32 protein-coding genes are annotated in these 23,399 nt (G+C 35.2%); 31 read left to right on the top strand and 1 reads right to left on the bottom strand.

Features of this window, described 5'->3' with window-relative positions; translation table 11 throughout:
* Nucleotides 1-5 precede the first annotated feature (5 nt).
* The 24 genes from rplR to DFR80_RS15275 all read left to right on the top strand — a co-directional run bounded on the left by rplR (nt 6) and on the right by DFR80_RS15275 (nt 15,018).
* Nucleotides 6-362 (top strand): 50S ribosomal protein L18, encoded by a 357-nt coding sequence (gene rplR / locus DFR80_RS10875; protein ID WP_076544741.1) that lies wholly within the window; start codon nt 6-8, stop codon nt 360-362.
* 16 nt (nt 363-378) lie between these two features.
* Nucleotides 379-879 carry a 30S ribosomal protein S5 gene (gene rpsE / locus DFR80_RS10880; protein WP_076544742.1) on the top strand — a complete coding sequence of 167 codons (501 nt, stop codon included), beginning with the start codon at nt 379-381 and terminating at the stop codon, nt 877-879.
* A gap of 19 nt (nt 880-898) precedes the next feature.
* Entirely contained in the window at nt 899-1,342 is a 444-nt protein-coding gene (gene rplO, locus DFR80_RS10885; RefSeq protein WP_076544743.1) for a 50S ribosomal protein L15, read from the top strand.
* A gap of 1 nt (nt 1,343) precedes the next feature.
* Complete coding sequence (secY, locus tag DFR80_RS10890; RefSeq protein WP_076544744.1) at nt 1,344-2,612, top strand: preprotein translocase subunit SecY; 1,269 nt, start codon at nt 1,344-1,346, stop codon at nt 2,610-2,612.
* 15 nt (nt 2,613-2,627) lie between these two features.
* Nucleotides 2,628-3,278, top strand: coding sequence for an adenylate kinase (locus tag DFR80_RS10895; RefSeq protein ID WP_076544745.1), 651 nt, complete (start codon nt 2,628-2,630; stop codon nt 3,276-3,278).
* Nucleotides 3,278-4,027, top strand: coding sequence for a type I methionyl aminopeptidase (gene map / locus DFR80_RS10900; protein WP_076544746.1), 750 nt, complete (start codon nt 3,278-3,280; stop codon nt 4,025-4,027). The genes DFR80_RS10895 and map overlap by 1 nt, the downstream gene beginning before the upstream one ends.
* Nucleotides 4,028-4,109: 82 nt before the next feature.
* Nucleotides 4,110-4,394, top strand: a complete 285-nt coding sequence (locus DFR80_RS10905; protein ID WP_076544747.1) for a KOW domain-containing RNA-binding protein — start codon at nt 4,110-4,112, stop codon at nt 4,392-4,394.
* A 3-nt stretch (nt 4,395-4,397) separates the two neighbouring features.
* The gene (gene infA / locus DFR80_RS10910) at nt 4,398-4,622 is read left to right on the top strand and encodes a translation initiation factor IF-1 (protein WP_005487029.1); all 225 of its coding nucleotides are present in this window, start codon (nt 4,398-4,400) and stop codon (nt 4,620-4,622) included.
* A 23-nt stretch (nt 4,623-4,645) separates the two neighbouring features.
* The gene (gene rpmJ, locus DFR80_RS10915; protein WP_005487032.1) at nt 4,646-4,759 is read left to right on the top strand and encodes a 50S ribosomal protein L36; all 114 of its coding nucleotides are present in this window, start codon (nt 4,646-4,648) and stop codon (nt 4,757-4,759) included.
* 20 nt (nt 4,760-4,779) lie between these two features.
* Nucleotides 4,780-5,160, top strand: coding sequence for a 30S ribosomal protein S13 (rpsM, locus tag DFR80_RS10920; protein WP_076544748.1), 381 nt, complete (start codon nt 4,780-4,782; stop codon nt 5,158-5,160).
* A gap of 16 nt (nt 5,161-5,176) precedes the next feature.
* Nucleotides 5,177-5,575, top strand: coding sequence for a 30S ribosomal protein S11 (rpsK, locus tag DFR80_RS10925; RefSeq protein WP_076544749.1), 399 nt, complete (start codon nt 5,177-5,179; stop codon nt 5,573-5,575).
* A gap of 28 nt (nt 5,576-5,603) precedes the next feature.
* Complete coding sequence (gene rpsD / locus DFR80_RS10930) at nt 5,604-6,230, top strand: 30S ribosomal protein S4 (protein ID WP_114489957.1); 627 nt, start codon at nt 5,604-5,606, stop codon at nt 6,228-6,230.
* A 52-nt stretch (nt 6,231-6,282) separates the two neighbouring features.
* Nucleotides 6,283-7,227, top strand: coding sequence for a DNA-directed RNA polymerase subunit alpha (locus tag DFR80_RS10935; protein ID WP_114489958.1), 945 nt, complete (start codon nt 6,283-6,285; stop codon nt 7,225-7,227).
* Between the two features lie 13 nt (nt 7,228-7,240).
* A complete protein-coding gene (gene rplQ, locus DFR80_RS10940; RefSeq protein ID WP_076544752.1) occupies nt 7,241-7,582 on the top strand; it encodes a 50S ribosomal protein L17 in 342 nt (113 codons plus the stop codon).
* Nucleotides 7,583-7,602: 20 nt separating this feature from the next.
* Complete coding sequence (locus DFR80_RS10945; protein ID WP_114489959.1) at nt 7,603-8,424, top strand: energy-coupling factor transporter ATPase; 822 nt, start codon at nt 7,603-7,605, stop codon at nt 8,422-8,424.
* Nucleotides 8,418-9,266, top strand: a complete 849-nt coding sequence (locus DFR80_RS10950) for an energy-coupling factor transporter ATPase (protein WP_076544754.1) — start codon at nt 8,418-8,420, stop codon at nt 9,264-9,266. Before DFR80_RS10945 ends, DFR80_RS10950 begins: the two co-directional genes overlap by 7 nt.
* Before the next feature lies 1 nt (nt 9,267).
* Nucleotides 9,268-10,059 carry an energy-coupling factor transporter transmembrane protein EcfT gene (locus DFR80_RS10955; RefSeq protein WP_076544755.1) on the top strand — a complete coding sequence of 264 codons (792 nt, stop codon included), beginning with the start codon at nt 9,268-9,270 and terminating at the stop codon, nt 10,057-10,059.
* Nucleotides 10,060-10,071: 12 nt separating this feature from the next.
* The gene (gene truA, locus DFR80_RS10960) at nt 10,072-10,818 is read left to right on the top strand and encodes a tRNA pseudouridine(38-40) synthase TruA (RefSeq protein ID WP_076544756.1); all 747 of its coding nucleotides are present in this window, start codon (nt 10,072-10,074) and stop codon (nt 10,816-10,818) included.
* Nucleotides 10,819-10,953: 135 nt separating this feature from the next.
* Nucleotides 10,954-11,382, top strand: a complete 429-nt coding sequence (gene rplM / locus DFR80_RS10965; RefSeq protein WP_076544757.1) for a 50S ribosomal protein L13 — start codon at nt 10,954-10,956, stop codon at nt 11,380-11,382.
* Between the two features lie 23 nt (nt 11,383-11,405).
* The gene (gene rpsI, locus DFR80_RS10970; protein WP_076544758.1) at nt 11,406-11,801 is read left to right on the top strand and encodes a 30S ribosomal protein S9; all 396 of its coding nucleotides are present in this window, start codon (nt 11,406-11,408) and stop codon (nt 11,799-11,801) included.
* Nucleotides 11,802-12,274: 473 nt separating this feature from the next.
* On the top strand, nt 12,275-13,108 hold the full coding sequence (gene amrB / locus DFR80_RS10975; RefSeq protein ID WP_076544759.1) for an AmmeMemoRadiSam system protein B: 834 nt from the start codon (nt 12,275-12,277) through the stop codon (nt 13,106-13,108).
* A gap of 33 nt (nt 13,109-13,141) precedes the next feature.
* The gene (gene amrA, locus DFR80_RS10980; protein ID WP_114489960.1) at nt 13,142-13,669 is read left to right on the top strand and encodes an AmmeMemoRadiSam system protein A; all 528 of its coding nucleotides are present in this window, start codon (nt 13,142-13,144) and stop codon (nt 13,667-13,669) included.
* Nucleotides 13,662-14,651, top strand: coding sequence for an AmmeMemoRadiSam system radical SAM enzyme (gene amrS / locus DFR80_RS10985; protein WP_076544852.1), 990 nt, complete (start codon nt 13,662-13,664; stop codon nt 14,649-14,651). Before amrA ends, amrS begins: the two co-directional genes overlap by 8 nt.
* Before the next feature lie 205 nt (nt 14,652-14,856).
* A complete protein-coding gene (locus DFR80_RS15275; RefSeq protein ID WP_199505809.1) occupies nt 14,857-15,018 on the top strand; it encodes a hypothetical protein in 162 nt (53 codons plus the stop codon).
* A gap of 69 nt (nt 15,019-15,087) precedes the next feature.
* Here the strand turns inward: DFR80_RS15275 and DFR80_RS10990 are convergent, their stop codons facing one another.
* Nucleotides 15,088-15,813 (bottom strand): hypothetical protein, encoded by a 726-nt coding sequence (locus DFR80_RS10990; protein WP_076544761.1) that lies wholly within the window; start codon nt 15,811-15,813, stop codon nt 15,088-15,090.
* 135 nt (nt 15,814-15,948) lie between these two features.
* On the opposite strand from DFR80_RS10990, the gene cdaA reads away from it, so the two are divergent.
* The 7 genes from cdaA to dcd all read left to right on the top strand — a co-directional run bounded on the left by cdaA (nt 15,949) and on the right by dcd (nt 23,387).
* Nucleotides 15,949-16,725, top strand: coding sequence for a diadenylate cyclase CdaA (cdaA, locus tag DFR80_RS10995; protein WP_076544762.1), 777 nt, complete (start codon nt 15,949-15,951; stop codon nt 16,723-16,725).
* Nucleotides 16,726-17,115: a hypothetical protein gene (locus tag DFR80_RS11000; RefSeq protein WP_114489961.1), complete on the top strand. Its 390-nt coding sequence runs from the start codon at nt 16,726-16,728 to the stop codon at nt 17,113-17,115.
* 63 nt (nt 17,116-17,178) lie between these two features.
* A complete protein-coding gene (gene glmM, locus DFR80_RS11005) occupies nt 17,179-18,531 on the top strand; it encodes a phosphoglucosamine mutase (RefSeq protein ID WP_114489962.1) in 1,353 nt (450 codons plus the stop codon).
* Between the two features lie 322 nt (nt 18,532-18,853).
* Nucleotides 18,854-20,686 (top strand): glutamine--fructose-6-phosphate transaminase (isomerizing), encoded by a 1,833-nt coding sequence (gene glmS, locus DFR80_RS11010; RefSeq protein ID WP_114489963.1) that lies wholly within the window; start codon nt 18,854-18,856, stop codon nt 20,684-20,686.
* A 152-nt stretch (nt 20,687-20,838) separates the two neighbouring features.
* Nucleotides 20,839-21,219, top strand: a complete 381-nt coding sequence (acpS, locus tag DFR80_RS11015; RefSeq protein WP_076544766.1) for a holo-ACP synthase — start codon at nt 20,839-20,841, stop codon at nt 21,217-21,219.
* Nucleotides 21,220-22,782: a bifunctional ADP-dependent NAD(P)H-hydrate dehydratase/NAD(P)H-hydrate epimerase gene (locus tag DFR80_RS11020; protein ID WP_076544767.1), complete on the top strand. Its 1,563-nt coding sequence runs from the start codon at nt 21,220-21,222 to the stop codon at nt 22,780-22,782.
* Between the two features lie 62 nt (nt 22,783-22,844).
* Nucleotides 22,845-23,387 carry a dCTP deaminase gene (gene dcd, locus DFR80_RS11025; protein ID WP_076544768.1) on the top strand — a complete coding sequence of 181 codons (543 nt, stop codon included), beginning with the start codon at nt 22,845-22,847 and terminating at the stop codon, nt 23,385-23,387.
* Nucleotides 23,388-23,399: the final 12 nt, after the last annotated feature.

Below are 23,399 nucleotides of genomic sequence, written 5' to 3' on the forward strand. Positions count from 1 at the left end.
ATGTGATGGGTAAAAGAGAAGCAAGACAAAAGCGCCATCAGAGAATTAGAAATAAAGTTGTGGGTACACCCAATCGTCCAAGAATGAATGTAACCCGTACTTTAAAGCACATGTATGTGCAGATTATAGATGATTTATCTGGAGAAACTGTTGCTTCTGCATCTACTCTTGATCCAGCTCTTCGCGATTCAATTGAAGTAGCAAGTAACAGGGAAGCTGCTAAAATGGTAGGAGAATTAGCTGCCAGTAGAGCACTGGAGAAAGGAATAGATACAGTAGTTTTCGACAGAAGTGGATATAAATACCACGGCCGAGTTAAAGCTCTGGCTGATGCTGCCCGCGAGGAAGGGCTAAAGTTTTAAATAAGGAGGTAAATTAATGAGTAAAATTAACGCTGATAAACTCGATCTTGAGGAACGCGTGGTTAACATTAATCGTGTTGCCAAGGTTGTAAAAGGTGGCCGTAGATTTAGCTTTAGTGCCCTGGTAGTTGTAGGGGACAAAGAAGGCCATGTTGGTGCAGGTATCGGTAAAGCAAATGAAGTGCCTGAAGCCATTAGAAAAGGTATTGATGCAGCTAAAAAAGAATTAATCGAAGTTCCAATTGTGGATACAACAATTCCGCATGAGAAAACTGGAGTTTTTGGTGCTGGTAGAGTACTACTGAAACCCGCTGCTCCTGGTACTGGTGTTATTGCTGGTGGTCCTGTGCGTGCGGTAATCGAGCTTGCAGGAATTAGTGATATTTTAACTAAATCTCTTGGAACATCCAATCCGATTAATATGATCAATGCTACAATTACTGGTCTTAAAGAACTTAAAAGCGCAGAACAAGTTGCCAAATTAAGAGGTAAGTCTGTAGAAGAATTAATTGGATAATTATCAAGGAGGTGTAAGTATGAAATTAAATAATCTTAAACCTGCTGCAGGATATAAAAAGGATCGCAAAAGAGTTGGTCGTGGTACTGGCTCCGGTCGTGGCTATACATCCGGTAGAGGTGCAAACGGACAGAACTCTCGTGCAGGTGGAAGAGTACGTCCAACATTTGAGGGTGGACAAACTCCTCTGTTTAGACGTCTTCCCAAAAGAGGGTTTAACAATAAATTTAAAAAAGAATTTAATGAAGTTAATGTATATCAATTAAATAAATTTTCCGCTGATGAAACTGTAACACCTGAAGTTTTATTAGAAAAGGGAATTATTGATGGTATCGCTAAAAACGGTGTTAAAATACTTGGTAAAGGTGAAGTTAATGTTGCTTTAGATGTTAAAGCACAGGCTTTTACTGCTTCTGCCAGAAAAAAGATAGAAGCTGCTGGCGGAAAGTCAGAGGTGATATAAGTTGATAAAGGCTCTCGGTAATGTTTTTAAAGTAAAAGAACTTAGAAATAAAGTTTTATTTATGCTCGCTATGATGGCTGTCTATCGTCTAGGAGCTCATATACCAGTTCCTGGAGTAGATGTTGCATTACTTCAGGAAAGACTTTTCGGTGGAAACTTTGGTGGAGCACTTGACTTTTTGGATTTATTTGCAGGTGGTGCTTTAAAAAACTTTACAATTTTCGCGATGAGCATTACGCCCTACATTACTGCTTCAATTATTCTGCAGCTACTTACTGTAGTTGTTCCTAAATTAGAAGAACTTTCTAAACAGGGTAATGAGGGCCGCAAAAAAATTGCACAGTATACAAGATACGGAACTATTGTGCTGGCTGTTATTCAGGCAGTAGGAATTACAATGTATATTAGACGGTTTGGAGCAGTACCTAATGCAACAGCTTTTGATATCGCTCTAATTATTGTTAGTTTAACTGCAGGAACAGCCTTCTTAATGTGGCTGGGTGAGCAGATCACAGATAAGGGAATTGGTAATGGTATTTCTATTATCATTTTTACATCTATTATCTCTCGCTTCCCGTCCGATATGTATAACACATATGAGTTATTACAGGCAGGCACAATCTCAATTTTAAATGTGCTAATTTTTGCTGTACTGGCTATAATAATTATTGCTGGTATTATCTTTGTTCAGCAAGGTGAAAGAAGAATTCCGGTTCAATATTCAAAAAGAATTGTGGGCCGCCGAGTTTACGGAGGTAGAAGTACACATATTCCGATGAAGATTAATCAGGCTGGAGTTATTCCAGTAATTTTTGCCTCATCTGTACTTTTATTCCCGGGAATTATTGCTCAGGTTTTGCCTTATGACTGGGCTACAGGCCTTGCAAATGCTATTAGTCCTGGTTCAGGACTGTATATGGTACTGTATGGTCTAATGATTTTATTCTTTACTTATTTCTATACTGCAATTACCTTTAATCCAGAAGAGGTTGCAGATAATATGAAAAAATATGGTGGTTTTATTCCTGGAATTCGTCCTGGAAGACCAACTATTAATTATTTAGATAGAGTATTAATGAGAGTTACACTAGCAGGAGCTATATTCTTAACAATTGTTGCATTACTTCCTTTTGCTATGCAGCCACTAACTGGGGTTACAATTAGTTTTGGTGGTACATCGCTGATCATTATGGTAGGTGTAGCTTTAAAAACTATGGAACAGATCGAATCCCATCTCCTGATGAGACACTATGAAGGTTTCATGAAATAAAAAGGAGGAACTAAAATGGATATGATTTTACTGGGTTTGCCCGGAGTTGGCAAAGGAACTCAGGCTAAAAAATTAGAAGAAACTCTGGAAATTCCTCATATTGCTACTGGTGATATTTTCAGAAAGGCCATTAAAAATGAGACACCTCTTGGTAAAAAGGCTAAATCATTTATTGATGCCGGTGAATTAGTGCCAGATGAAGTTACAATCGGAATTGTTGAAGAAAGATTAAAAGAGGATGATTGTGAAGATGGCTTTATTCTGGATGGATTTCCACGCACAATTGCACAGGCAGAGGCTCTGGATAAAATTTTAGCTGAGCAGAATAGAGAGCTTGATTTAGCAATTTATTTACAGGCTGAAATTGATATTTTAGTTGAAAGACTGGCTGGACGCAGAGTTTGTGTTGATTGTGGTGCCACCTATCATGTTAAAAATGACCCACCTGAAGTTGAAGGTGTATGTGATGTATGTGGTGGTGATGTAATTCAGCGCAGTGATGACCAGGAAGAAACTGTTAAGAAAAGAATTGAAGTTAACAAAGAAAAAACTGCTAAACTTGCAGATTACTATCAAAATAAAGGAATACTGCATGAAGTACAGAGTACCGGTGGAATCGAAAAGGTACAGCAGAGACTAATGAAATTAATTGAGGCGAATAAATAATGATTATCTTGAAATCGAGGCGTGAAATTGATATAATGCGTGAAGCAAATCAGATAGTAGCAGAAACACATGCTTATCTGGCAGAAAATATTAAACCAGGGATATCCACAGCTGAACTGGATCAGCTTGCTGACGAATTTATTCGTAGTAAAGGAGCAGTTCCGTCTTTTAAAGGATATCAGGGTTTCCCAGCCTCTATTTGTATTTCAATTAATGAAGAAGTTGTACATGGTATTCCTGCTGATCATCGTTTCTTAGAAGCTGGTGATATAGTAAGTATTGACATTGGAACTTTTTATGAAGGCTTTAATGGTGATGCTGCCAGAACACATGCAGTTGGTTCAATTTCTGAAAATGCCAGCAAATTATTGAAAGTAACTGAAGAATCTCTTCTGAAAGGAATTGAAAAAGCAGTTATCGGCAACAGATTATTTGATATTTCTCATGCTGTACAGGAATATGTTGAGGAAAATGGGTTTTCTGTGGTTCGAGATTATGTAGGTCATGGAATTGGTCGTGATATGCATGAAGATCCACAGATACCTAATTTTGGGCCGGCAGGTAAAGGTCCAAAATTAAAAGAAGGGATGACCCTTGCTATAGAGCCAATGGTTAACATTGGTGGTTATGAAGTCGAGACCCTCGAGGATGACTGGACTGTAGTAACAAAAGATAGAAGTCTTTCTGCTCATTTTGAGCATACAATTGCAATAACTAAAGCTGGAGTTGAAATATTAAGTAAACTTTAACTTTTATTGCAGAGTCTGTCTTATCTATGGTATAATGTACAGTGCGTGTTAAAAAGAGAGAGTGAAGAAATGAGTGATATTTTTGGATACTGCTTTTAAAGTTGGCGAAATTGTAAAGTCGACTGCCGGCAGAGATAAAGATACTTATTATCTAGTGATAGGTAATCAGTCTAATAGAAAAATAAAAGTTGTCGATGGTGTGAAGAGGAAATTTAATAATCCAAAATATAAAAATAGCAGACATTTAGAAAGCACAGGTCAGATTGCAGCAGAGTTTTTAAGAGATTTGAAAAAGAAGAAACGAGTTCGCAGTGAAGATGTTCGCTTAATTTTAAAGGATTATCTCAGTAAAGAGGAGGTCAAATAATTTATGGCAAAAGAAGATCCTATTGAAGTCCAGGGTACAGTTGTTGAACCCCTGCCAAATGCAATGTTTAGAGTAGAATTGGAAAACGGACATAAAGTTCTGGCACATGTTTCAGGAAAAATGAGGATGAATTTTATACGAATCTTACCTGGTGATAAGGTAACAGTAGAACTTTCTCCCTATGACTTGAGTCGTGGCCGGATTACTTATCGACATAAAGCGAAATAAATTACCACAAGGGGTGATTGTTAATGAAAGTAAGACCATCAGTTAAGCCGATTTGTGATAAATGTAAGGTTATCAGACGCAATGGTAAAGTAATGGTTATTTGTGAAAATCCCAAGCATAAACAGCGTCAGGGATAAAAAATACTGGAGGTGAAATCATGGCTAGAATTGAAGGTGTTGATCTTCCTAGAAATAAAAGGGTAGAGATTGGATTGACATATATTTATGGTATCGGTAAAACTACTTCTCAAAAAATTCTTGAGAGCACAGGCATTGATCCTGATACAAGAATTAAGGATTTAACTGAAGCTGAAATTTCAGAATTAAGAAGTGAAATTGATGAAAATTATATTGTTGAAGGTGAATTAAGAAGAGAAAGAAGAGCTGATATCAAAAGATTAAAGGATATTGGTTGTTACCGTGGTCTTCGTCACCGCAGAGGTTTACCAGTACGTGGACAGAGAACTAAAACAAATGCTCGTACACGTAAAGGACCTAAGAAAACTGTTGGTGTTACAAGATCAAAACCAGCTAAGTAAGGAGGGAATTTAATTAATGGCTAAAAATAAGAAGAAAAAATCACGTAGAAGAAAAAAGGTTAAGCGTAATATAGAAAAAGGTCAGGCTCATATTAAATCTACATTTAATAACACAATTATTTCAATTACTGATGAAGAAGGAAAGGTAATTGCCTGGTCAAGTGCTGGAAAAGTTGGTTACAAAGGTTCCAGAAAGAGTACTCCTTTTGCTGCTCAGCTGGCTGCAGAAAATGCTGCTGAAGAAGCAAAGGAAATGGGTCTTAAAGAAGTTGAAATCTATGTTAAAGGTCCTGGATCCGGTAGAGAGTCTGCAATTAGAACTCTACAGTCTGCAGGTTTAAACATTACTTTAATTAAAGATATTACTCCTATTCCACATAATGGATGTAGACCCCCAAAAAGAAGACGTATATAATTATATAATAGAAAGTTGAGGTGTAAAAATGGCAAGATATACAGGTTCAGTTTGTAAATTATGCAGGCGTGAAGGTGAAAAATTATATTTAAAAGGCGCCCGCTGTTATAGTGATAAATGTTCTTTTGATCGCAGACCTTATGTTCCAGGTGAACATGGTCAGGGACGTCAGAAGGTATCCGAATATGGTTCTCAGTTAAGAGAAAAGCAGAAAGTTAGAAGAATTTATGGAATTATGGAGAAGCAGTTCCGTAATTACTTCGAAAAGGCTGAAAATGAGACTGGTGTTACAGGTGTAAATTTCCTCCAGTTATTAGAAAGAAGATTGGATAATGTTGTTTATAGAATGGGTTTTGCAAGCTCCCGCAGTGAAGCAAGACAGTTTGTATTACACGGACATATTAAAGTTAATGGACGCAAGGTTGACATTCCTTCCTATGAAATTGATGTAGATGATGTTATTAGTGTTAAGGATTCCAGCCGCAAGTCCAAACGTTTTAAAGAAATCTTTGAATATAATGCTGACTTTGCTACACAGGAATGGATTAATTCTGATCTTGAAAAAGCTGAAGGTACAGTTGTTGCATTACCAGAGAGGGAAGATATCGATTATCCGGTAGAAGAGCACCTGATTGTCGAGTATTATTCACGGTAAATGAATACCCTCAGTCATAAAATTGTTAATTTAAGGAGGGTAAGCTGATAAGATGATAGAAATTGAAAAACCACGTGTGGAAAGACTTGAAAGTGATGAAAACTATGGTCGTTATGAAATTTCTCCTTTAGAAAGAGGATATGGGACTACTCTTGGTAATTCACTGCGTCGCATCTTGCTTTCTTCTCTACCTGGAGCTGCACTTACTTCAGTTAAAGTAGAGGGTGTAAAGCATGAGTTTTCGGCTATTCCAGGAGTAGTTGAAGATATGACAGATCTAATTTTGAATCTAAAAGAGGTAGTTGTTAAGTATTCTGGAGAAGAACAGACAACTATTCGCTTAGAAGCAGAAGGAGAAGGAGAAGTAACTGCTGGTGACTTTATTTCTTCAGGTGATGTACAGGTTGTTAATAAAGATCACCATATTGCTACTTTAGCAGAGGATGGAAGACTTGTTTTAGAAGCAACTGTCGATAAAGGTAGAGGTTATCATACCGCTGAAGAAAACAAGGATCTTTTTGATAATGTGATTGGTTTAATTCCAATAGACTCTTCTTACAGTCCTATTGAAAGAGCCAATTTTAATATCGAAAATACCAGAGTTGGTCAGGTAACTGATTTTGACCGTCTGGTACTGGAAGTAAATACTAATGGTAGTATTCATCCTGATGATGCTATCAGTCTTGCTGCTAAAATCATGGTTGAGCATCTTGAACTGTTTATTAATTTGACAGATGAAATTGAAGATGTAGAAATTATGGTAGAAGTAGAGGAAGAAGAAAAGGATAAAATCTTAGATACAACAATTGAAGAATTAGAGCTTTCTGTTCGTTCTTCTAATTGTCTAAAGCGGGCCGGTATCAACACAGTTGAAGAACTTGTTGATAAAACTGAAGATGATCTAATGAAGGTTCGTAATCTGGGTAAAAAATCCTTACAGGAAATTAAAGATAAATTAGATGAACTTGATTTAGATTTAAAAGAGAATGAAATTTAAGGAGGGATTTTAGGTGGCTAAGCGTAAATTACAGAAAAGATCTTCTCATCGTCAGGCGATGTTTAGAAATATGGCAACATCACTGTTTCGTGAGGGAAGAATCGAAACTACACTACCTAAGGCTAAAGAATTAAGATCTTATGCTGAGAAACTTATTACTGCTGCTAAGACTAATAATCTGGCCTCAAGACGCAGAGTGATGAGTAAAATCAAAGATAAAGAAGTAGTTACTAAATTATTTGATGAAATTGCACCTCAGTATGCAGAAAGACCTGGTGGTTATACAAGGATTTTAAAGATGTATCCCCGTAGAGGAGATGCAGCAAAGAAAGCAATTATTGAACTGGTAGAATAATACTGAATGTAGGTGTTAATATGAGCCTGATAGAAATAAATGGGGTAGATTTTCTTTATCAAAATGACAACAGTGATAGACCGGCACTGCAGAATATTAACCTGCAGATAGAGGCCGGTGATTTTGCTGTTATTATTGGTTCAAATGGTTCGGGCAAATCTACCCTGGCAAAGTTATTAAATGTACTCTTAACTCCCTCTAAAGGAGAAATTTTTGTATCCGGTTTAAATACTAATAATCGTGATAATACCTGGAAGATTAGACAAAAAGTAGGGATGGTTTTTCAAAATCCTGATAATCAGCTTGTTGCTTCCATGGTAGAAGATGATGTAGCATTTGGACCTGAAAATTTAGGGATTCCAACCGAAGAGATTCGTCAGAGAGTGGATAAATCTCTTGAAATGGTAGGAATGGCTGGATTTCAAAAATTTGCCCCTCATAAATTATCTGGTGGGCAGAAACAGAGAGTCGCAATTGCCGGGGTTATTGCCATGGAACCTGACTGTATAGTTCTTGACGAACCGACTGCAATGCTTGATCCGCAGGGTAGAAAAGAAGTGATGGAAACAGTACAATATTTAAACAAAGAAAAAGGAATTACTGTTGTCCATATAACTCACTTTATGGAGGAAGCGATAAATGCAGATAAGGTTATTGTTATGAACCAGGGTCAGATTTTGCATAAAGGGAGTCCAAAATCCATTTTTAGATTAGTTGAGCAGTTAAAAGACGTAAACTTAGATATACCTGTTGCAGTTGAAGTTGCTGAATATCTGCGGCGGGAAAAGATAGAAATTCCTGATATTTTGAGCATAGACGAGTTGGTGGATGCTTTATGCTAATTGAATTAGATAACGTAAGCCATGTCTATCAGGATGAAAATAATGTTAAAGCTTTAACTGATATTAATTTAGAAATCAGTCGTGGAGAATTTATTGGTATAGTAGGACATACTGGTTCCGGTAAATCCACCTTAGTGCAGCTTTTTAATGGTCTGATTATACCAAGTTCTGGCACTGTTAAAGTTAATGGAAAAAACATTACTAATGAAAAAAGTAATCTAAAAGAAACCAGACGTCACGTTGGTTTGGTTTTTCAGTATCCTGAGCATCAATTATTTGAAGAAACTGTATATCAGGATATAGCTTTTGGGCCTAAAAATCTTGGTTTAGATAAGGATGAGATTCAGAACAGAGTTAAAGAAGTTATGGAGCTGGTGGGACTGGATTATCAGGAATTTAAGGATAGATCTCCATTTAATTTAAGCGGTGGTCAGCAGCGTAAAGTTGCTATAGCTGGTGTGCTGGCTTTAAAACCAGATGTATTAGTTCTGGATGAACCCAGTGCAGGACTGGATCCACAGGGAAGAAAACAGCTGGCAGAACTATTAAAATATCTTTACCAGGAGCTTGAAATGACAGTTATATTAATTTCTCATCGGATGGAAGAGATAGCTGAACTTGCCAGTAGAGTTATTGTAATGCATCAGGGAGAAATTGTAATTGATGATACTCCTGTTGAAGTTTTTTCTCGAGAACAGGAGCTGCATAAACTTTCTCTTGATCTTCCTCAAATCACAGAAATTCTACATCGTTTAGATGAAAAGGGTTTGAAAGTAAATACTGATTTATTTTCTATATCTGAGGCATCAGCCGAAATAATTAAAGCGTTGAGGAGCAAATAATATGCTTAAAGATATAACAATTGGTCAATATATAGCTCGTGATTCTATTATACATGCTCTGGATGCCAGGATAAAAATTATAATAACAACTATTTTAATAATTGCTTTATTTACAATTGATACATTTAGTGGATTTGGATTTTTTTCTGCCTTTATTCTGGTAGTTGTCTTATTATCCAAAATCTCAATCAAAAAAGTACTCAAGGGATTAAAACCAATTCTGATTCTGGTATTGTTTACTCTTTTTATTCATATATTTTTAACCAAAGGCGGTCAAGTTCTTTGGTCCTGGAAATTTATTTCTATTGAATCCGAAGGAGTATATACTGGTTTTTTTATGGTAAGTAGGATTTTTATTTTAATACTGTTTACCTCACTCTTAACTTTAACTACTTCTCCCTTACAGCTTACTGATGGAATAGAGTATATTTTATCACCTTTAAAAAGATTTGGAGTACCGGCCAGCGAACTGTCCATGATGATGACAATTGCTTTAAGGTTTATTCCAACTTTGCTGGAAGAGGCAGATAAAATTATGAAAGCTCAGCAGGCCAGAGGAGCTGATTTTGAATCTGGGAATTTAATTCAGAGAGCTAAAAGTTTAATTCCTTTACTGGTACCATTATTTATTAGTGCTTTTAGAAGGGCTGATGATCTTGCTCTTGCCATGGAATCCAGATGCTATAGAGGAGGAGAAGGAAGAACAAGATTACACGAACTAGAATTTAGATATTATGATTTTATTGCTTTAATCATTATTGTTATTCTGGCAGTTGCTGTATCATTTTATTAGGTGAGATAAAAAATGAAACAAAATTATAAAATTATAATAGAATATGATGGCAGTAATTATAGTGGCTGGCAGATTCAAAAAAATACCAGTCAAACAATACAGCAGAAGTTAGAAAATGCTCTTACTAAAATTAATAAAAAAAGGGTTAGAATTACAGGTGCTGGAAGGACAGATGCCGGGGTTCATGCGGCTGGTCAGACGGCAAATTTCTTTCTGGATGTAGATATACCACCTCATAAAATTCCTATTGCCTTAAATAGTGAATTACCTGCTGATATTATTTGTAAAAAAGCTGAAAAAGTGGAGGAAGATTTCCACGCTCGTTACGATGCACGGGGCAAAAAATATAGATATAGAATTTTAAACAGTAATTTTAATTCAGTTTTTGTCCGCAATTTTGTTTATAATGTTTATAAAAAACTTGATATAAAAATTATGCAGAAAGCAGCCAATGTTTTTGTAGGCTCTCATGATTTTGCTGCTTTTTGTGCTGCAGGATCTTCTGTTGAATCAACAGTAAGAGAAATTTATTCTTTAGATCTTTATGCAGCTGATAATGGTGAAATTTGGATTGATGTTATGGGAAATGGTTTTTTATATAATATGATTAGAATTTTAGCCGGTACACTTATTGAAACCGGTCTTGGTAAGAGAAGCCTGTCAGAAATGAAATATATTCTGCAGAGTTGTGATCGAAATAATGCTGGTTTTACTGCTCCGGCTCAGGGTTTAACTTTATTAGAAGTCTTTTATGGTTAATTTATATTCGTTTAACTTGACAAAAGCAGAAGATTGTATTAAAATTACTATGAATTATTCTGTCCAACAACTAGCCCCGTTGAGAATAATTTCATGTAATTATAGAGAGTATTTTAATTAAGGAGGTATAGATTTATGTCAACATATATGGCCAAAAACGAAAATGTAGAGTGCAACTGGTATGTAGTTGATGCTGCAGATAAAACTTTAGGTAGACTGGCATCTGAGATTGCTCAGTATATAAGAGGAAAGCACAAACCTACTTTTACTCCTCATGTAGATATGGGAGACTATGTAGTTGTAGTAAATGCGGAAAAAGTTAAATTAAGTGGAAAGAAGTGGGATGACAAGAAACATTATAGTCATACAAATCATCCTGGTGGTATTAAAGAAGTTACTTATAAAGAACTTCGTGACAAAGATCCTGAATTTATTATTGAAAAAGCAGTTAAGGGTATGTTACCACACAATAAACTTGGTAGAAAGATGTTTAAAAAATTAAAAGTATATAGTGGACCTAATCATCCACATCAGGCTCAACAGCCAGAAAAATTAGAACTTTAATTCTGAAAGGAGGAATTTAATAGATGGCTTCTGAAGTACAATATAGAGGTACAGGTCGTAGAAAAACTTCTACAGCTCGTGTACGCCTGCTGCCTGGAGATGGAAAGTTTTTAGTAAATGACAAAGAAATTGATAACTATTTTAATAGAAAATCTTTAATTAAAGATATTATGTCACCTTTAGAATTAACTAATACCGATGGAACTTTTGATGTCTTAGTTAATGTAAAAGGTGGAGGACTTTCAGGACAGGCTGGAGCAGTTCGTCATGGTATTGCTAGAGCACTGCTTGAAGTTGACAAAGATTATCGTGGACCACTTAAGAAAGCTGGTTACTTAACTAGAGACTCCCGTATGGTTGAGAGAAAGAAATATGGTCGCAAAAAAGCGAGAAAAAGTCCACAGTTCTCAAAAAGATAATATTTATTTTCATTTTATTACAGGCAGAGCTCAGGCTCTGCTTTTTTCTTTTTTATAATCTTACTTTTAGTTAATTATTTTAAAACTGAGCATCAAAATATCAATCCAGAAAAAATTATTACAATAACTAAGACTCATAAAAGAACTTAGTACAGCTGTCTGAGCAAAGAAACCTCCTGTTTCTAGCTCAGCTCAGAGCGTCCGTGCTCTTCGGCTGCCCTAAGCTCTTTTATTCATCAAGTTATAATAAAATAATTTTTTAGTCACTCATTTTGATGCTCAGTTTTAAAATAAAATATTTAAATAGATTATAAAAAAGTAAAAAAACATGCCTTCGGGTCTTAGGTGTTTTTTTATCAGTTGATTTGTTGTATAATATATTATAGAGAAATTAGTTCTAAAGTTTAATTTTTCAAAAGAACATTAAACTTTAACTGTATTTGTTGAATGCTTATAAACCGGAGGTGAAATTTATGGGAGTTAAATGTGCTGCTCTGTTGCCCCATCCACCGATTGTGATCGAAGAAATTGGCGGGAGGGAGTTAAAAAAGGCAGAGAAGACTGTTCAGGGTTTTAAAAAGACGGCTGCAGAAATAGCAGAATTTAAAAATGAACTTGATTTAATTGTTTTTATTACTCCCCATGGGCCAGTTTTTCGTTCCACAGCTTCCTTAATAATTAAGGATCAGCTTGAAGGTGACTTTGGAGATTTTGGTTTTTCAAAGCTTAAATTTAAAGAAAAATCTGACACTAATTTTGCTGAAAAATTGTTGGCAAATACCGGAGAAAAAAATCTGGCATTACAGGCACTTAGAAAAGATGACTTAGTGAATTATGGAATTGATCAGGAACTGGATCATGGGATTATGGTACCTTTAAATTATTTAGAAAAATCAGGGATTAAAAAACCTTTACTTCCAATATCTATTGGCTTTATCTCCTATCAGGAACTTTATAAAATAGGTAAGGAAATCGCAAGAACGGCAGCTGAGCTGGATTATAAAATTGCTGTCATTGCCAGTGGTGATCTATCACATCGTTTAAAGAAAGGAGCTCCTGCCGGCTATAATTCTGAAGCACACATTTTTGATGAGAAACTGATTGAATATTTTAAAGCAAAGGATTTTGATTCTATCTTAAATTTTGATCAAAAGCTGGTTGAAAAAGCTGGAGAATGTGGTTTGCGGCCAATTGTAACTATGTTGGGAGCACTTAATAATTTGGAGGTTGAGCTTAAAGTTAATTCCTACGAAGGACCTTTTGGTGTCGGTTATGGAACTATTTTTATCAAAGCAGAATCAATATAAATTATTTTTAATTAGTAGTGAGGAGTGATTATGATGAAAGAAGCTAAGTTTATTACTGATTTAGCCAGAAGAGCAGTTGAAGAATACATTGTTTCAGGTAAAGAAACGGAATTTGAAGAAACTGAGCTGCCAGAAATTTTAAAAAAAGAAGCAGGAGTATTTGTAACATTAAAGAAAAATGGTAAGTTAAGGGGCTGTATGGGAACTTTTAGACCTGTACAGAAAAATGCAGCTTATGAAATTATCAGTAATGCTATGACAGCTGCTGAAAATGATCCTCGTTTTCCAGAAGTAAAAAAAGAGGAGTTAAATGAGATTTCAATTTCTGTAGATATTTTATCTGAGCCGGAAAGAGTGAGAGATAAGTCTGAACTTGATCCTAAAAAATATGGTATATTGGTTAAAGGTGGTCATCAAACAGGTCTTTTATTACCTGATTTAGAAGGGATTAAAACAGCTGAGAAACAGCTGAATATTGCCAAAAGAAAGGCTGGATTAAGGGAAGATGCTGAGGTAGAGATTTACCGTTTTACTGTAAGCAGGTTTGATGAAAATGACTGAACTTTACCCGGCACAGTTTTATCAGCGGACGGATAAAGGAATTGTTAAATGTGATCTCTGTCCTCATAATTGTCGGATTTCCAGTAATAAAACTGGAATATGTCAGGTTAGAAAAAATATTAAGGGAAAATTATATTCATTAAATTATGGCCAGGTATCTTCTCTGGGGATTGATCCTGTCGAAAAGAAACCACTTTATCATTTTCATCCGCAAAAAAGAGTGCTTTCTCTTGGCAGCTGGGGCTGTAACATGAGCTGTACCTTCTGTCAGAACTGGCAGATTAGTCAGCAGAAACCGGAATTGAGAGAATTTAAACCTGACGAGATTGTTGAAACTGCTCTTAAAAAAGATATTGGTTTAATTGCCTATACCTATTCAGAACCTACAGTTTTTTATGAATATATGCTTGAGACAGCTAAAATTGCGTCTGAGAAGGGTTTGAAAAATATTCTGGTTAGTAATGGTTTTATTAATCAAAAACCTTTAGAAAAGCTTATTCCATTCTTAGATGCAGCAAATATTGATTTAAAAGCATTTAATCAGAATTTTTATCAAAAAGAGTGTGGTGGGTCATTAGAGCCGGTAAAAAGAACAATTGAAATACTTGCTCACGAAGTACATCTGGAAATAACAAATCTAATTATTACTGAATTAAATGATAATCTGAGCGAGATAGAAGAACTTTTTAAATGGCTGGCTCAAATTAATAGACAAATACCTCTTCATTTGAGCAGGTATCATCCAGCTTATAAATTAAATAAACCTCCTACAGATTTAGAAATAATGAAAAAAGCCTATCATTTAGCCAAAAAGCATCTGGACCATGTTTATTTAGGAAATGCAATTATAGAAAATACTGCTGATACTTACTGTAATAAATGTGGAGAGAAGTTAATTAAGAGAAAAGCTTATCAGGTAAAAAATATGCTTGAAAATAATAAATGTCCTGAATGTGGTACAGAATTATATGGTGAATTTTAATTATGGAAATTTCGCTGCTGATTGACTATAAATTGGTAACTTTCTAAATTTTTTGCTGCTAATAAAAACGTACTAAAGCAAATGATAATTATCAAATAATTTTAAATTTTGTTTTTTTATAAATTAGCTTGACAGCAATTATTAGTGCTGCTATACTCTAGTTAAGCTCATATAATACTATAAGACTAATAAGGAGGGCTTAATAATGAGAAACAAAAATGTAAAATGTGATGTATGTGGAAGTCAGAACTGGTCTGGTGCACTCTATTGTGAAAAGTGTAGTGGAGACTTATATCATAACCATAATGACGAAAAAATTGCAGCAAAGATTGATCAGGTAAATAAAATCTTTAAGCTGTGGGAGTAAGTGTAAGTTAAATATGGAATTAAAAAGGTCGGCCGCTGGCCGGCCTTTTGCGTTATTGAGAAAATTAATTTAAATAATCACAAAATCGAAACCATAAATAAAAACTATGTAAAGTGTTAAAAAATAGCTGTAAAAAACAATTGGAGTAAATAAATTATAGTCACTTGTAATATAAAGATAGTTGCTTATGATTACCGAAAGAAAAATAATCATGATAAAACCCGGATTAAATTCTAAAAACAGAACTGAAGCAAACAGACCACTAAAAATTACGGCAAAAAAACTAGGTAGATAAAGATTAAATAATGAAAATATTACTTTATTAAATAAAAATTGTTCAACACTGGCCGTAAACAGAAGGATAATAAAAACTAAAATTAAGAGAGGTAAATCACTATAGATAACTTTTAAAATATCTCCTTTTAACTGAAGAGGAAAAAAACTTCCTTTAACTTCAGGATTGTAACTAAGATTAATTAAAATTACTCCAGCTGTTAAAAGCATAAGGACAATAAATAGGGATTTAAAATTAATTTTTTTTCCGCTAAATTTAAAACCAAGGTCAGTAAAACTGAAGTCATAAAGCAGATTAAAATAACTATAGATTATAAATAAAAAGACAATATGAGAAAGGATATTAATAGCAAAAGCTAAAATTTCATTAATATAAATTAAAGAAGTAAAATCTTTTTCGATAATAAAGTAACTGCTCAGGGTTATTAAATACCAGGCAGCAATAACTATCAAAAAATCTTTGTAGTTAAGACGCTGATCGGAAAAGATGTTATTTTTCAAAAATATCACCTCCTCTCTACTAATTCTATTAAAAATTGATGATTCCTTTAAAATATTAATTTTTTGTGTTGTTTTAAAAAATATGCAGGGTTTGGGCTGTCTTTTGCCGAATATTTAAAGTAAGAGGTGATAAAATTGTCCTGGAAAGTTATAACTAGTTTATTAGACATCTTTATAATTGCTTTTATTATTTACTATTTACTTAATATTATCTCGGGCACAAGAGCGGTGCAGTTAATTAAAGGACTGGGCTTAATTTTTTTAGTTGCTTTATTTGCTCAGCTCCTGGAGCTGAATACTGTTAATTGGTTTTTAGACAGCTTTTTGACTATTATCATGGTAGCACTGCCAATAGTTTTCCAGCCTGAATTAAGGAGAGCTCTGGAGCAAATTGGGCGTGGAGGGTTTCTTAAGGAACAGTTCTGGCAGAACTGGGGGCCAAAAGAAATTAATGAAATTGTAATGGCTACAGCCGAAATGTCAGAGCAAAAAACAGGAGCTTTAATTGTTATTTCACGTCGAGTTGGCCTGAAAAATTATATAGAAACAGGAATAGAACTCGACTCCAGAATTAGTAAACAGTTATTATTCAGTATTTTTCAACATCAATCACCTCTACATGATGGAGCTGTAATAATTGAAAATGGTACAGTTCAGGCAGCAAGCTGTTTTTTAAATCTTTCCACTCGTTCTGACATTAATCCGCGTTTGGGAACAAGACATCGAGCAGCGATTGGCATTACAGAGGAATCTGATGCTCTTGCAATAGTAGTTTCCGAAGAGACCGGTGTGATTTCAGTTGCAGAAGATGGCCAGCTAAGCCGTCATTTAGATACAGCTGAACTGAGAGAAACTCTGGCTCACAGTTTTGAAAAATCTAAAGAAAAATCTTTTATGAGGAGGCATCTATAAATGTTTTCTCTAACTGAAAATCAAAAAAAATTAATTCTTGCGTTTTTTATAGCAGTTTTACTCTGGGGTTATGCTAATAATCAAACGGCTAATGTTTTTAATTATGGAGAAGAGCAGGCAGCTTCCTTTTTGCTGGATATTGAAGTCAGGAACTTACCGGAAAATTATCAACTGGAGTCAATGTCAGTGGAAAGAGCAGTAGTTAGAGTTGATTATGTTTCTTATTTTTCTAAAATTAACAGATCAGATATTAGAGCCTATGTTGATTTACGCAGTGTTGATCCGGGAGATAATATGAAAATAGTTGAAATTGAATTACCAAGTTCCGCCAGATTGCTCGGAGTAGATCCGGGTTATATACTGGTTAAAGTCAGTAAGAAAGAAGAGTAAAAGATTAGTCCAATATTTTGGTTTGTAAATTTATTTGATAATATTTAAACTGAGGTGGGTATTTTGGAAAAAAAGTTATTTGGTACTGATGGTGTACGTGGGGTGGCCAATCATGAATTAAAAGGGGAACTTGCTTTTAAACTGGGAAGAATTGGAGGTTATTATTTAAGCAGAAATTCTGAGCAGGAAAAACCGGTGGTGGTAATCGGTAAAGATACAAGGCTGTCTGGTGATATGCTGGAGGCAGCATTAATGGCAGGTTTGACTTCAGTTGGGATTGATGTTTATAGATTAGGAATAATTCCAACACCCGGGGTTTGTTATTTAAGCAGGACTAAAGAAGTAGCAGGTGGAATTATGATTTCAGCCTCTCATAATCCAACAGCAGACAATGGAATTAAATTTTTTGATGGAGAAGGGATCAAATTAAGTGATCAGGCCGAACTGGAGATTGAAGAATTAATTTTTAATGATCATTCAGAAGAATTACCATATCCAATTGATAAAGAAATTGGTCTTGTGGAAGAAAAATACAGCTGGATTGATGAATATATTAGTTTTGTAATTGAAAGCTCAAATCAAAAATTAAATGGTTTAAAAGTAGTAATTGACTGTGCAAATGGAGCTGCTTATCAGGCCTCTCCTGCAGTATTTGAGGAACTAGGTGCGGAAGTTGTTGTAATTAATAATCATCCTAATGGCGAAGAAATTAATGTTAACTGTGGTTCCACTGCTCCTGGACTGGCAGCAGAAAAGGTGATTGAGACAGGAGCAGATCTGGGGATAGCTCATGATGGTGATGCAGATCGAGTAATTTTAATTGATGAAAACGGAGAAATTGTAGAAGGAGACAATATTATGGCTGTTGCTGCCAGGGACATGATAACCGAAAATAAATTGAATAAAAAGACTGTAGTAACCACTAAGTACAGCAATCTGGGCTTAAAAGAGAGTCTGGCTGAAGTTGGAGCTGAACTGGTAATAACCAAAAATGGAGACCGTTACGTGCTGGCAGAAATGCTGAAAAATGACTATAAACTTGGTGGCGAAAAATCAGGTCATATTATTTTTAGTGAATATAATACAACAGGTGATGGAATTTTAACTGCAGTTAAAATTGCTTCTATTATTAAGAAAAAAGAAAAGTCACTTTCTGAGTTAAAAGAAGTGATGAGCTACTGGCCACAGCTGCTGGCAAATGTGGAAGTAAATCAGAAAGAAGGCTGGGAACAGAATTCCAAAATTACTGCAGAAATTAAAGCAGCCAAAAATGAAATAGGAAGCTCAGGTCGAGTTTTTGTTCGTGCTTCTGGAACCGAACCGCTGATTCGAGTAATGCTGGAAGGTAAAGAAGAGGAGCTTTTAAATAAGTGGGAGTTCAGGCTAAAAGAGTTAATTAGAGAAGAATTGAATTAAAAATTTGCTATTTATAGTAATTTATAATAGAATTAAATTTGTCTTTATTGGTATTTGTGCAATTTTATTTGCCAAATTGCTAAAAGTAATAAGGGGGGTGATTTAAAAGTTGAGAGAGAAAAGCGCCAGAACCTGATTGCAACGGGATTTTAATCAGGTGGACGAGGAAGAAGGTTATCGAAATTTCGGCGGATGCCTTCAGGCAGTGGCTGTTCTGCCTAAATTTTATTTCTTAAAATCAGCGGGTAATTGCTGAGACAAAGGGGATAAATAGCAGCTGACAATTAAATATTAAAAAAACAAACGGAGGTTAAGATAATATATGTGCGGAATTGTTGGTTATATTGGTGAAAAAAAGGCAGCTCCGATACTGCTTTCTGGACTGAAAAAGCTTGAATATAGAGGTTATGATTCAGCTGGGATTGCTGTTCAGGAACAAGAAGCTGTTAAAATTGTTAAAAAGGAAGGTAAATTAGATAAATTAAGATCAAGTGCAGAAAAAGAAATTTTTACTGGGGGAACCGGAATCGGCCATACCAGATGGGCTACCCATGGTAAACCATCTGATTTAAATTCACATCCTCATACAGATTCTTTTTCGAAGATTGTAATTGTGCATAATGGAATTATTGAGAATTTTAGGGAGTTAAAAGAAGAATTACTCCAAAAAGGCCATCAATTTAAATCTGAGACCGATACAGAAGTAGCTGCCCATTTGATTGCCAGCTACTATGAGCAGACCAATTTAAAGGAAGCTGTGATTAAAGCAGTTAAAAAGCTGGAGGGTTCTTTTGCCCTGGCAGTGATGTCCTATACAGAAAAAGATAGAATTATTGCTGTGCGAAAAGATAGTCCTTTAATTGTTGGTTTGGGCGAAAATGAAAACTTTCTGGCTTCCGATATTCCCGCTTATCTTGAACATACAGATGATTTTTATATTCTGGAAGACGGAGAAATTGCTGATATTAGAAAAGATAAGGTCAGTATTTACTCTTTTAACGGTGAGGTAATTACTGATAAAAATAAGACTAAAATTGACTGGGATGCAGAGATGGCTGAGAAACAGGGATATGAACATTTTATGCTCAAAGAAATTCATGAACAGCCTGAATCATTAAAAAGGTTGCTGGAAGATAATTTAAAAGATGGAAAAATTGATTTAACTAAAAGCGGCCTGGAATCCGATTGGCTGAATAATTATGACAAAATTCATGTTGTAGCCTGTGGAACTGCCTATCACTCGGGAGCACTGGCCAAGTATTTACTTGAGGATAAACTTCGAATTCCGGTTGAAGTTGAAGTGGCAAGTGAGTATCGCTATCGTAATCCAATCATTAATGACCGGACTTTAATGATTGTAGTTAGCCAGTCAGGAGAAACTGCTGACACCCTGGCAGCTTTAAGATTAGCAAAAAAAGAAGGGGCAAGGGTGCTTGCTCTAACTAATTCTCGTGACAGCAGCATTGCCCGGGAATCAGATATGGTAATTTATTTAAAAGCCGGGCCAGAAATAGCAGTTGCTTCTACAAAGGCTTATACAAACATGGTAGCAGCCTTTTATATTCTACTAATTGATGGAATGAGGCAGCGTCAGGAGATTGCAGAAGAAACGGAAAAGAAATATACTTCTGATTTGATTAAATTACCTGAGATGATCAGACAGTTGAGTGAACAGTCAAAAGAAAAAATTAAGCAGATTGCTGATAAATATGCTCAAAAAGAAAATATCTTTTTTATTGGACGTAACACAGATTATACACTTGCCCTTGAGGGAGCTTTAAAATTAAAGGAAATCTCTTACATTCATGCAGAGGCCTATCCAGCTGGTGAATTAAAACATGGAACACTGGCTCTAATAGAAGATTATGTACCGGTTGTTGCTCTGGGCAGTAGAGCTGATATTTTCCCAAAACTGTTTAGTAATTTAAAGGAAGTTAAAGCCCGCGGAGCTGAAACCCTCTTAATTACTGAAGAGGATCAGGAGTTTGAAGCTGATAGTGTTGATCATTTAATCGAACTGCCATTATTGAATAAGGATTTTGCTGGTTTGCTGGCGATCATTCCACTCCAATTGCTTGCCTATTATACTGCTCTAAATTGTGGGGAAGATATTGATCAGCCACGAAATCTGGCAAAAAGTGTTACTGTAGAATAAAAGATTATTTTTTGAAGTTTATATTATAATATGACAAAAACAGACATCAAACCGGGCCTATAAATAGGTCCGGTTTTTTGCATTTAGCTCATAATTTTAATATAATTAAAGTACAATGATTAAGAATAATTTGGTTTGAAGAAAGGAAATATATGATTTTAGGAACCGGTATTGATATAGTAAAAAATAAGCGAATTAAAAGCTTAATAGAAAAATATGAAGATCGATTTTTAAAAAAAATATATACTGAGGCTGAAATTGAATACTGTCAGCAGAAAATTAATTCAGCAGCATCTTTTGCAGCACGTTTTGCTGCCAAAGAAGCAGTTTTAAAAGCGCTGGGAACAGGAATGAGAAAAAATAGCTGGCAGGACATTGAAGTTTTGAATGATGAATTAGGAAAACCTGAAGTCAAATTATCCGGCTCTACAAAATTCAGAGCTAAGGAACTTAATGTAAGCTCAATCTTTATTTCTATTTCGCACGAAAAAGACTTCAGTGTTGCTCAGGTTATTATGGAAGGAGCAGATTAAATGGAAGTTTTAACTCCCCAGATGATGGCAAAATGTGACCGTGAAACTATTGATTCAGGTTATCCGGAAATCTTATTGATGGAAGCAGCTGCTTATGGAGTTGCCAGAATAGCAGTTGAAATTTTAAAAAAAGAATTTGAATTTAAAGCTAAAGCAGAACTTAAGTTAACTTTTTTAGTAGGTAAAGGTAATAATGGTGGTGATGGACTGGCTGCTGCAAGAATATTAAAAAATTGGGGCTATCAGCCAGAAATTATTTTCAGTACAGAAGCTGAAAAATTAAAGGGAGTTAACAGCAAAAATTATGAACTGGCCAGTTTAAACCAGGTTAAATATTATCATTTTAGTGATTTAAAAGAGGCTCAATTTTTAAGTAAAATAGAAAATAGTGATTTGATTATTGATGCACTTCTGGGAACTGGAATTAAAGGGGAACTAAGAGGTAATATTAAGAATATAATTAATCTAATTAATCAGAAACGACAGTCAAAACCATTAACCCTTGCTGTGGATATACCATCAGGTGTGATAGGTGAAAATGGAAGAATAGCTGGTGAAGCTTTAAATGCTGATTATACTGTAACAATGGCTGCCTACAAGAGAGGACTGCTATTATATCCCGGAAGAGATTATTGTGGTCAGATTAAGGTAGTTAGTATTGGAATTCAGCCGGAAACTATTGAAAAAAATAGTGACTCTCTTAAAGCTTTTAAGCAGCAGGAAGCAGTTAGATTAAAACCTGATCGAATAAATAACGGGCATAAGGGTAGTTTCGGAAAAGTGGCTGTTCTCGCGGGTTCTAGAGGGATGACCGGAGCTCCACTTTTAAGTACAAAGGCAGCCCTGAGAAGTGGTTCAGGCTTAGTCTACCTTTTAACTGCAGAAGAAATTGAAGCCCAGACTTCAGTTCAGTTAGAAGAGGTTGTTGGAATTCCACTTGTTTCAAAAAAGGGAATGGTTAGTGCTAACTCATTTCCTCAAATTCTTCAATTTTCAAAAAAAGTAGATTTGCTTGCTGCTGGTCCGGGACTGGGAAGAAGTTCTGAAATATCTGATTTAATGGAAAAAATTTTAAAAGAATTAGAACTGCCTCTGATTCTGGATGCCGATGCAATTAATGCAATTAAAAATCTAGAACTGTTAAAAAAATATAAAGGAGAACTTATTTTAACTCCTCACCCTGGTGAAATGTCTGCATTGACAGGGATTAGTATTGAGGAGATCAATAATAATAGAATAGAGGTTGCCCGAGATTTCGCAGAAGAGCATGGAGTTAACCTAATTTTAAAAGGAGCTGCAACAATAACGGCTGCTCCTGATGGTAGAGCTTATATTAATACGAGTGGCTGTAATGGCATGGCTACAGCAGGCAGTGGTGATGTTTTAACAGGTATAGTTTCTGCTCTCAAAGCACAGAAAATGAGCTGCTTTGAAGCTGCAGCACTGGCTGTTTATCTGCACGGTAGAGCTGGAGAAATTGCAGCAGCTAAAACTAGTAATTATGCTTTAATTGCTTCGGATATTATTGATAATCTGCCACAGGTCTGGCAGAGCTTAGAATAAAAGTTTTTTAAAAATATGTTTAGTATTTGTTTTTAAAATAAAATATTGTAGAGGAGTAGAAAATGATATTATCAGACAAAACAATAAAAAAAATGTTAGGCAAACAAGAATTAATTATAGATCCTATTGATGAAATGCAAATCCAACCAGCTTCAGTCGATATGAGGCTGGGAGATGACTTTTTAAAAGTAGATGAGAATTCTTTACCACTGATGACATTAAATGATCAGGTTAATTACGAAGAAGTGCGGGGTTCAGAAATTATTATCCCCCCACATTCTTTTTTACTGGCCACAACAAAAGAATACATCAAATTACCTGATAATTTGACAGCCTTTGTTGAAGGCAGAAGCTCAATTGGTAGAATGGGTCTTTTTATTCAAAATGCGGGTTGGGTTGACCCCGGTTTTGAAGGTCAGATAACTCTGGAACTTTATAATGCAAATCGTCTACCAATTAAACTGGAATCAGACCGCAGAATCTGTCAGCTTGTATTTGCCTCAATGGATAATGAAGCTGATAATCCTTATCGCGGTAAATATCAGGGACAAAAAAACACAGTAGGAACCAGAGTTTTTAAAGATCCAGAAAATAAAAAAAGATAAACCTGGAGGTGT

Source organism: Halanaerobium sp. ST460_2HS_T2, from assembly GCF_003337665.1.
GTDB classification, from domain to species: Bacteria; Bacillota; Halanaerobiia; order Halanaerobiales; family Halanaerobiaceae; genus Halanaerobium; species Halanaerobium kushneri.